Origin of the sequence: Mesorhizobium sp. M8A.F.Ca.ET.021.01.1.1 (assembly GCF_003998025.1) — a bacterium.
GTDB lineage: Bacteria > Pseudomonadota > Alphaproteobacteria > Rhizobiales > Rhizobiaceae > Mesorhizobium.
Window position 1 is genome coordinate 41,845 of the sequence record NZ_RZSJ01000003.1, and the last position, 9,396, is coordinate 51,240.

The 9,396-nt window shown below is 65.0% G+C and carries 9 protein-coding genes; 3 read left to right on the forward strand and 6 right to left on the reverse strand.

The window, feature by feature from the left end; genetic code table 11:
- Window positions 1-8: 8 nt before the first annotated feature.
- Together EOA36_RS01335 and EOA36_RS01340 are read left to right on the forward strand one after the other, a co-directional pair.
- Window positions 9-602, forward strand: coding sequence for an SDR family oxidoreductase (locus tag EOA36_RS01335; protein ID WP_127275277.1), 594 nt, complete (start codon window positions 9-11; stop codon window positions 600-602).
- Window positions 586-1,485, forward strand: coding sequence for an aldose 1-epimerase (locus tag EOA36_RS01340; RefSeq protein ID WP_127275278.1), 900 nt, complete (start codon window positions 586-588; stop codon window positions 1,483-1,485). Before EOA36_RS01335 ends, EOA36_RS01340 begins: the two co-directional genes overlap by 17 nt.
- Here the strand turns inward: EOA36_RS01340 and EOA36_RS01345 are convergent.
- The 4 genes from EOA36_RS01345 to EOA36_RS01360 are packed head-to-tail and all read right to left on the reverse strand — an operon-like array spanning window position 1,482 to window position 5,872.
- Window positions 1,482-2,243, reverse strand: coding sequence for an SDR family NAD(P)-dependent oxidoreductase (locus EOA36_RS01345; protein ID WP_127275279.1), 762 nt, complete (start codon window positions 2,241-2,243; stop codon window positions 1,482-1,484). The two genes, EOA36_RS01340 and EOA36_RS01345, sit on opposite strands and share 4 nt — an antisense overlap.
- The gene (locus EOA36_RS01350) at window positions 2,240-3,790 is read right to left on the reverse strand and encodes a sugar ABC transporter ATP-binding protein (protein ID WP_127275280.1); all 1,551 of its coding nucleotides are present in this window, start codon (window positions 3,788-3,790) and stop codon (window positions 2,240-2,242) included. The genes EOA36_RS01345 and EOA36_RS01350 overlap by 4 nt, the downstream gene beginning before the upstream one ends.
- Window positions 3,791-3,844: 54 nt before the next feature.
- The gene (locus EOA36_RS01355; RefSeq protein ID WP_127275281.1) at window positions 3,845-4,807 is read right to left on the reverse strand and encodes a substrate-binding domain-containing protein; all 963 of its coding nucleotides are present in this window, start codon (window positions 4,805-4,807) and stop codon (window positions 3,845-3,847) included.
- A 54-nt stretch (window positions 4,808-4,861) separates the two neighbouring features.
- The gene (locus EOA36_RS01360) at window positions 4,862-5,872 is read right to left on the reverse strand and encodes an ABC transporter permease (RefSeq protein ID WP_127275282.1); all 1,011 of its coding nucleotides are present in this window, start codon (window positions 5,870-5,872) and stop codon (window positions 4,862-4,864) included.
- Window positions 5,873-6,114: 242 nt separating this feature from the next.
- Here EOA36_RS01360 and EOA36_RS01365 point away from each other — a divergent pair, with 242 nt between their 5' ends.
- Complete coding sequence (locus EOA36_RS01365) at window positions 6,115-7,146, forward strand: substrate-binding domain-containing protein (RefSeq protein WP_127275283.1); 1,032 nt, start codon at window positions 6,115-6,117, stop codon at window positions 7,144-7,146.
- 116 nt (window positions 7,147-7,262) lie between these two features.
- Here EOA36_RS01365 and EOA36_RS01370 read toward each other — a convergent pair whose 3' ends face one another.
- Window positions 7,263-8,444 carry a mandelate racemase/muconate lactonizing enzyme family protein gene (locus EOA36_RS01370; protein ID WP_127275284.1) on the reverse strand — a complete coding sequence of 394 codons (1,182 nt, stop codon included), beginning with the start codon at window positions 8,442-8,444 and terminating at the stop codon, window positions 7,263-7,265.
- Between the two features lie 9 nt (window positions 8,445-8,453).
- A partial coding sequence (locus EOA36_RS01375) for a transketolase C-terminal domain-containing protein (protein WP_127275285.1) occupies window positions 8,454-9,396 on the reverse strand: 943 nt, incomplete at its 5' end.

The window sequence follows — 9,396 nt, forward strand, 5'->3', positions numbered from 1 at the left end:
GCGGGGCCATGGAAATCGATCTCACTGGCTCGACAATAGAACTGGAAGGCGCGAGCAATCCGGTTGCCGAGGCGGCACTCGCCGCCTTGCGCGCCAATGGCGGCCGCGTCCTCGAAGGGGCGCGGCACGCCAGCGTCCTTTCCCCCGACATCGTTCTGGTATCATGCCCTCTGCGTCCGGGAAGCACGGCCGAAAATCCCGGCACCTTGTACGCGGCGGCGCGCAAGGCGGCGGTGGCCATGACCGAGCGCAACGGCGGACGCATCGTCTTCCTGCTTTCGGTGACCGCCGGCATGCCGATGCGCCGCCATCCGCGCTTCTCCATGGAGAACGCCTCGATCCTGGCCGGCATGCGCACGCTGGCCATGGAGTTCGGCCCCAAAATCCTGGTCAATGCCGTCGGCGTCGGCTTGGTCGAGGACGAGACCATGGTTTCGGGTGACAAGGCGATGCTCAGCCACGTCCCGGTCAACCGCGCCGGCAATATCGAGGAAGCGGTTGCGGCCGTGCTGTTCTTCTGCGATCCACTGAACACCTATACGACGGGCCAGATGCTGGGCGTCGACGGTGGATGGATGGCAGGCTATGGGCGTAATTTCTGAGCCGCTGGCGCTGACGGCCGGCGCAATCGAGGTCGGGCTGGTGTCGCAAATCGGCGGCTCCGTGAGTTCACTGCGCTGGCGCGGCATCGATCTGATGCGCCGGCTTTCGGACGGCGATCGCGAGGCCGGCAACGTGCTGGGCGTCGCCATGTTCCCGATGACGCCCTATGCCAACCGCATCGCCGGAAATGCCTTTGAGTTCAGGTCAAAGCGTTGGCAGGTCCTGCCCAACAATCCGCCGGAAAAATTCAACGTGCATGGCAGCGGCTGGCAGCTTGCCTGGACTGTCGTGGAGGCAGGAGCCGGTAGCGCAACCCTGGCGCTGGATATTGCTGGCGCCGGCGAACCCTATTCCTATCGCGCGATGCAGACTTTCGTGGTTTCCGACGAGGGGCTTGACGTGACCATGACGCTGACCAACACCGGACCGGTTTCCCTACCGTTCGGCTTCGGCCTGCACCCCTGGTTCGATCGCGACCCGGACGCCACTCTGCAATTCAAGGCCAAGTGTTTCTATCTCGAAGAGCCCGACGGTGTTTCCGGCGACCCGATCACGCTGCCACCCGAACTCGACTTCGCCGAGGGCCGGCCATTGCCGGCGGGCTGGCGCAACAATGATTATGGCGGCTGGGGCGGCGAGGCGATCATCCGCTTTCCCTCGCGCGGCGCGGGGCTGCGGATCACGGCCGATCCGGTCTTCAGGCACCTGATGCTCTATGCCGACCCGACAAAACCGTTTTTCTGCGTCGAACCCCAGACCAATGCCTCCGGCGCCTTCAACCGCGGCCGATGGGATGATCCGGAAGAGGGCGTCATCGTGCTTGGCCCGGGGGAAAGTGCAGCCGGCGCTGTTTCGTTCATGCCCTTCGCGCTTCAATCCTAAAGCAGCCGAGCCAGCAGGCCGCCATCCACCTGCATGGCACTGCCGGTGACGAAGGAAGAGGCGTCCGAGATCAGGAAGCCTATTGCCGTGGCGATCTCGGCAGGGTTGGCGATGCGCGCGATCCGGTTCGGTTCGAAAGACAGGCCCAGCGCTTCCGCGCCGCCGGCTGCCTCCAGCCCGTCGAGCGTCATGCGGGTGGCGACCGAGCCGACCAGCACGGCGTTGACGCGGATGCGGTCGACGGCATAGTCGAGCGCCATCTGCCGCGACAGGCCGACGACCGCCGCCTTGGTCGCCGCATAGGCGGGCACGCCGGGTACGGTGGCGTCGGCATGGACGGAGGCGATGTTGACGATCGAGCCGCCGCCGGCCTCGCGCAGCAGCGGCAAGGTCGCCCGGCAGACGCGGAAAATGGCCGTCAGATTGACTGATATGGTCCTGTCCCACTCCTCGTCGGAAAGCTCTTCCAGCCGCTTGCCTGTCGGATAGATGCCGGCGCAATTGACGACCGCGTCGAGCCCGCCGAACCGTTCCGCCGCCGCCGCGACGGTTGCCCGGACGTCTGCTTCGCGCGTGAGGTCGCTCTCCCGGAAGATCAGCCGGCTCTCGCCATAACGGCTCGCCAGTGATTTGCCGTCATCGCCGTCCAGCCCGGCGCCAAAGACCTTGGCGCCCTCGGCGACAAGGTATTCCGCCGTTGCCCGGCCAATCCCGGTCGCGGCGCCAGTGACGAAAATGCGTTTGCCGGCAAATATCATGCGGAAACCTGTGCCTGACGCTCGGCCTGCGCCGCGGTGACCGAACGCAAGACGCGATCCTCGCCGCCTTCGCCGCGGCCGAATTCATCGACGATGCGGCCGTCGGCCACGACGAGGCAGCGGTCGCAAAGACCGATCAATTCCTCGAGTTCCGACGCGACGATCAGCAGTGAAACGCCCTTGTCGGCCAACTCGACCACGAGCCGGTAGATCTCATGCCGGGTTGCCGCGTCGACGCCCTTGGTCGGCTCGTCGAGCAGCAGTACCTTCGGCGCCCGCATCAGCACGCGGGCAAACAGCAGTTTCTGCTGGTTGCCGCCCGACAGATGGGTGACCGAGGCCCGCGGCGACGATGCCTTGACGTTGAGGGCACGCATGGCTGCCACGATGGCGTTGCGCTCCAGCCCGCCGCGCACCACGCCGCGCCGCGACAAGGGCGCGAGATTGCCGATGGTGATGTTGGCGCCGACCGGCAGGTTGAACAGCAGGCCGTCACGCTTGCGATCCTCGGTCAGCAGCGCGATGCCGGCCGCGCGGGCATCGGCGGGCGACTTGATCGATACCTCCTTGCCGCCGACGTGGATCTCGCCCTCGGACAGCACGCGGCCGTAGATGCCGTGCAGGATCTCGCTGCGGCCGGGGCCAAGCAGTCCCGCCAATCCGACGATCTCGCCGGCCGCGACGGACAGGTTGATGTCCCTCGCGCCATGGACAGCACCGCCGTGGCCGTCGACGCTGAGGCGGCGAACCTCCAGCGCGGTCGGGGTGCCGACAGGCGCGGCATGCTCGGGGAACAGCCGCTGCAACCTTTGCCCGGACATCGAGAAGATGAAGGTCTCGGCGTCGAAATCCTCGCGGGCAATGCGCACCGCCACCTGTCCGTCGCGCAGCACGGTGGCGCGGTCGCAGATGGCAAGCACTTCCGGCAGGCGATGGGTGATGTAGATCATCGCCACGCCCTGTGCCTTGAGCCGACGCAGCACGGCAAACAGCGCGTCGACTTCGGTGCCCGAGAGCGACGCGGTCGGCTCGTCCAGCATCAGCACGCGCGGCTTCATGACGATGGCGCGGGCAATCATCACCAGATGACGCTGCGCCGAGGGCAGCGATGCGACATAGGCCCTTGGGTCGATATCGATGCCAAGATCGGCAAATATCTCGGCCGCCCGCTGCTCGAGCTTCCGCTGGTGAACCAGCACGCCGTCGCCCAGACCGGTGCGGCCGGCAAAGACATTCTCGGCGACCGAGAGCTGTTCGAGCACCTCGATTTCTTGCGGGACATAACCGACGCCGTTCGATCGCGCGTCGGCCGGCGAGGCAAAGCTGACGGGCTGGCCGTCGAGCTGGATCGTGCCGGTGTAGGAGCCGGCCGGATGCACGCCATTGAGGATCTTCACAAGGGTGGACTTGCCGGCGCCGTTCTGGCCAAGCAGAGCATGGATTTCACCAGAGACCACGTCGAAATCGACCCCGCGCAACGCCTGCACGCCGCCAAAATTCTTGGCGATCGCGGTGGCTGAAAACAGCGGCGCTTGGTTGGTCGACACAGTGGTCCCTCAGGATGTTGCCGGGTCCGCAAGATGCGGGCCCGGCGGCAGGCGTTACTGGCCGGCGCTGTCCAGCATCTTGTAGTAGGGGGCAAGGTCGGCTGCGGTGATCACCTTGGCCGGCAACGGATTGCTGTAGGGAACCGTCTTGCCCTGGGCGAGGTCGCCGAGCAGTTCGGCCACCTTGGCGCTTTCCTCGTAGAGCGGCTGTGCGACGATGCCGTAGGCGGCGCCCGATTTCACCAGATCGAGGTTCTGCCTGATATAGTCCATGCCGATGATGACGACGTCGCGCCCGGCCTTGCGGGCCGCGCCCGACCAGGTCTGGATGCTGTTGCCGGTGGTGCCGAAGGCGGCGGTCACGTCGGGATTGCCCTGCAGGATGGCCACCGCCTTGGCTTCGGCGGCGGAAGGCTCGAAGCCTTCCATCTGCGTATCGAGCACCTTGATGCCGGGATACTTTGCCGCGATGGTCTTGCGGAAGGCATCCGACATGGCGTTCTCGGTGTCGTTGGAAGCGCCTTGCGTCAGCGCCACAGTGCCCTTGCCGCCGAGCTTGTCGCCGATGGCGATGGCCGCATTGGCGCCGACCTCGGCAATGTCTTCTCCGGTCGCAGCCTTCAGTCCATTGACGGTGCCTTCCGGCGGCAGGACGTGCCAGGTGACGATCGGGAAGCCCTCCTTGGCAAGCTTGGTGATGTAGGAATAGATGGCCGGGTCCACCCCGTAGACGCCGATGGCGTCATATTTGGTACGGGCAAGCGCGGCCTCGGCAAGTGGCAAGGTCGCGGGGATGTCCCAGTTGGTGGCGCTCGGGTCGCCGACGACCTCGCAGGTGTAGCCGAGCTCCTTGCACTTGTTGAGGAAGCCCGCCTGCATCAGCCGGTGCACCGGGTGATCCTTCATCGCCTGCACCCAGAGCAGATGCACATCCGCCGCCCGCGCTAGGCCCGAGGTGGCGACTGTCGCCGCCACCAATGCGGCCCGGATCAGCCCCTTCTTCACCTGAATTTTCATGCCTTACCTCCCATGGTTCACCGGCATTTTTGCCGGCGCAATATCTCGGCCGGTTCAAGCCCCGGCGATGAAGTAGCGGCGGCGCACTATGTCGAGGCCGACGGCCATGACCATGATCACGCCGACCGCAATCTGCTGCCAGTTGGAGTTGACGCCGATGACGACGAGGCCGCTCTGCACCACTTTCAGCATCAGGATGCCGACGACACCGCCGGCGACCGTGCCGGCGCCGCCGAACAGGCTGACGCCGCCGACCACGACACCGGCGATGACCGTCAGTTCCCAGCCACTGCCGATCGATGTGCCGCCGCTGCCGAGATCGGCCATGACGAACATGCCGGCGATCGCCGACAGCGCGCCGACGGTGATGAAGGCGCCGATCTTGCAGGCATTGGTGTTGATGCCGACGAGATGCGCCACTTCCTTGTTGCCGCCGGTGGCATAGATGTTGCGGCCGAGTACGGTGCGCCGCAGCACGAAATCGGCTGCCACCGCCGCGATGATGAAGAAGGCGAAACTCCAGCCGAGGCCGAAGGCGAGATCCGTACCGCCGATCGTATTGATCGCCTCCGGCAGCGGATAGACCGGATAGCCTCCGGTCACCACCTGGATCAGCCCCTGACCGATGAACAGCATGCCGAGCGTCTGGATGAAGGCGGGGATACCGAGCCTGACGACGATCAAGCCGTTGAGCAGGCCGATCAATGCGCCGACGCCGATGCCGCCGAGAATGCCGACGGTCACCGGCAAGGCGGCAGCGGTCATCAGCTTGGCGGCGACCACTGCGGACAGCCCGGCGACCGAGCCGACGGACAGGTCGAACTCGCCGGCAACCAGCAGAATCGTCTGGCCGATGGCGATGATGCCGACAAAGGAGACGACGTTGAGAATGGCGCGGATGTTGCGCTCCGACAGGAAAGCCGGTTCGAGCAACCAGAAGAAGGCAATCAGCAAGGCCATCGCCGCCAGCACGCCGACTTCGCCCACCGCAATCAAGCCGATCAGTCGCCGCCGGAACGATTGCATGTCCCGGCGCGGAGAGCTCACCTCAGCCGCGCTGTTCATCCTGACCTCCCTGGCGGCGCCTGTTGCCGGATCCCGCGGCCGGCTCCATTCACCCGCGCCAATCCCGGCGCACTCCTCGTCTTCATTAAGATTATAATATTATAACTTGTCAACGATGAAAATTCCACGCCTCGCGACAGCGCGTCGCGTCGCTGGAAAGCGTCCGCTGCAACCGCTATGAATGGGCTGATGTGATCCGTGGGACTTTGCCTTGGTGGATCGCGCTCTCTTGGAGCAGGGTGATGACCGATAAGCCGCCGGCGGGCGAGAAAAAGCCGCAGCGCCTCGGCGTTCGCGAGATCGCCAAGCGCGTCGGCGTTGCGCCGATGACGGTGTCACGTGCGCTGTCCAATCCCGACATGGTGTCGCCGGAGACGCGCGCCAAGGTGCTCGAGGCGATCGAGCAGGCCGGCTTCGTGCCCAACCGCCTGGCCTCCAGCATGCGCGGCAATGGCCGCATGATCGGCACGGTTGTGCCGCCGCTGATCAATTCGGGCATAGCCGAACAGGTGCAAGGCATGTCCGACGAATGCCACGAGAGCGGCTATTCGATGCTCCTGGTGCAAGGTGAATTCACGCAGGAGGCCGAGGAGAAGGCGATCCGCAATCTGCTTGGTTGGCGCCCGGTCGGCATGATCCTGCAGAGCTTCGTGCAAAGCGAGACGGCGCGCGCGCTGCTGAAGAGCAGCGGCGCACCGGTGGTCGAGATCTCCGAGATCAAGGGCCGCAAGCCAATCGACATGGTGGTCGGCGTCTCCAATTTCGAGACAGCCTATGCCATGACCATGCATCTGGCGGCGAAGGGCTACAAGCGCATCGGCTTCGTCTCGACGCCGATCCACGGCAACGATCGTCTCCAGCAACGCCGCACCGGCTACCACGCGGCCTTGACCGAACTCGGCTTCAAGAACCATGCCGACCTGGAGGTCGAGGTGCCGATCACCGCGCAAGGCGGCGCCGAAGCGCTGGTGACGCTGACCTCCCGCCACAGGGATATCGACGCGATCTTCTTTTCCAGCGATACGCTCGCTGTCGGCGCCGTGCAGGAATGCCACCGGCGCGGTTGGGCGGTGCCTGGAAAAATCGCCATTGCCGGCTATGGCGACATGGATCTGGCCGCGCAGCTTCATCCGCCGCTGACCACGGTGAAGGTCAACCGCTACGAGATGGGACGGCGCGCGGTGCGGCAATTGCTGGCAAGGCTCGGCGGCGACACCAAGGTGCCGACCATCACCAGCCTCGGCTTCGAGATCGTCGACCGCGAAAGCGCTTGACGTCTTGATGTTAGTCGAAACGCGCCCCTAGCTTCGTCATCCTAGGGTCTGCGCCGCGTCGCTTCGCTCCTTGCTCCGCCCTAGGATGACGAATTGGCCGGAGGGCTTTTGCCAACCTAAAGGCCACGCTTCCCCGCCTCTTCGCGCCGCCCGAGGCGTTTCTCCCAGCCTTCGGCATGGACGTTGAGATAGGCGTTGGGATCGTAGGGATGATCCTTGATCGCATCGATGTCGAGGTCGATGCCGAGCCCCGGCGCGTCCGGTAGCGACAGATGGCCATTGTCGGGATTGACGGTCGGATGCCAGCTCACCAGCTCGCGCGTCCAGGGGTCGTTGAAGGCGTCGAAATGTTCCTGAATGAGGAAGTTCGGCACCGCCGCCGCCAGTTGCAGGCAAACCGCCGTCGCCACCGGTCCGCCGCTCTGGTGCGGCGCGATATGGCTGCCATGAGCAAGCGCCAGATTGGCCACCTGCATCGACGGCCCGATGCCGCCGAGCGACATCGGCTCGGGCTGGAAGATGTTGACGCCGCCGCCGGCCGCCAGCGTGTAGAACTGACCGACCGTGTCGTACATCTCGCCCGTCGCCACCGGGATCGGCGAGCGGTGCGCCACTTCATGCACGGTCTCCTGGCGGTCGCGCGAGGTCGGCTCTTCCCACCAGTAGATGTCGAGATCGGCGAATTTTTGCGCCGCCTGCAGTGCGGCGATCTCGGTGAAGCGCGCATGCACGTCAATCAGGATCAGCGTGTCCTTTGGCAGCCTGTCACGTAAGGTCCGGCAGATGGCGTAGGAAAGCTCCAGCTCCTCGCGCGAAATGAAGCCTTGGGCGGTGCCGAACGGGTCGAGTTTGAATGCCTTGAAGCCTTTGGCCAGCACCGCTTTCGCCGCATCGAGAAAGGCCTCGGGCGAGCGCTCGGTGCGGTACCAGCCATTGGCATAGCCGAGCACGCTGTCGCGCACCTGGCCGCCGAGCAATTGGTGGATCGGCACGCCGAGGCTCTTGCCCAGTATGTCCCAGCATGCGACTTCGATGGCCGCGATCACCGTGCGGTGGATGTGGCCGCCGTCGAGCGAGACGCTGTCCAGCATGCGTTTGGCCAGCGCGTTGATGCGGCGCGGGTCCTGGCCGATGGCGAGGTGTTTCAACTCGTGCACGCCGGCTTCGGTAGTCTTGATGAAACCGTTCAGCGTGCCTTCGCCGATCCCGTGGATGCCCTTGTCGGTATGTACTTTGACAAACAGCCAGTTCTTCCAGCCGGCGCCGACGGCAAAGGTCTCGATCTCTGTAATCTTCATGGGAGAACCCTAGCTCAATGCGGCAATGGTCGCGATGACGGCCTCGGTCGTCAGTCCGTATTTCGCTTGCAAGGTCGGCACCGCGCCGCATTCGATATAGCGGTCCGGCAGGCCGACGCGCGTCACTGTCTTCGCAATGCCGGCATCGAACAAGGTCTCGACCACAAGGCTCGCCAGGCCACCGACCACGACGTGGTTTTCCACTGTCACGATACGGTCAACCGACGCGGCGAATTCGGCCACCGCCTCGCTGTCGAACGGCTTTATGGTCGGCACATGCAGCACGCCGGCAGCAACGCCCCGTTTTTGCAAAGCATCGGCTGCATCCAATGTCCTTTCGGTCATCAGGCCGGTCGAGATGATGCCGACATCGCTACCCTGGCGCAGGCGGCGCGCCTTGCCGATCTCGAAGACGTAACCGGGCTCGAACACAACCGGCACGCTGCCGCGCAGCAGCCGCATGTAGACCGGTCCTCGATGTTGGGCGATCGCTTCGGTCGCGGCTTCGATCTCGGTCGCGTCGCAGGGGTCGATGATAGTGAGGCCGGGGATCATGCGCATCAGCGCAAGGTCCTCGATCGCCTGATGGGTGCCGCCATAGCCGGTCGTCAGACCGGGGAGGCCCGCGACGATCTTGACGTCGAGATTGGAGTGGGCGAGCGCGATGGCGACGAAATCATAGGCGCGCCGCGTCGCGAACACGCCGTAAGTGGTGGCGAACGGCACCTTGCCGGTGCGCGCCAGCCCGGCGGCGACGGCGACCAGATTCTGCTCGGCCATGCCGACATTGAAGAAGCGCTCCGGGAAAGCGTCTCGGAACGGCAGGATGTCGGTGTATTTGCCGAGATCGGCGGTCAGTCCGACAATGTCGGGGCGGCTCACGCCGAGCCTTGCCAATGCTCGGCCGAAGGGTGCCTCCACACTCCGCCGTCCGCCGCCGACGGCCTCGTCC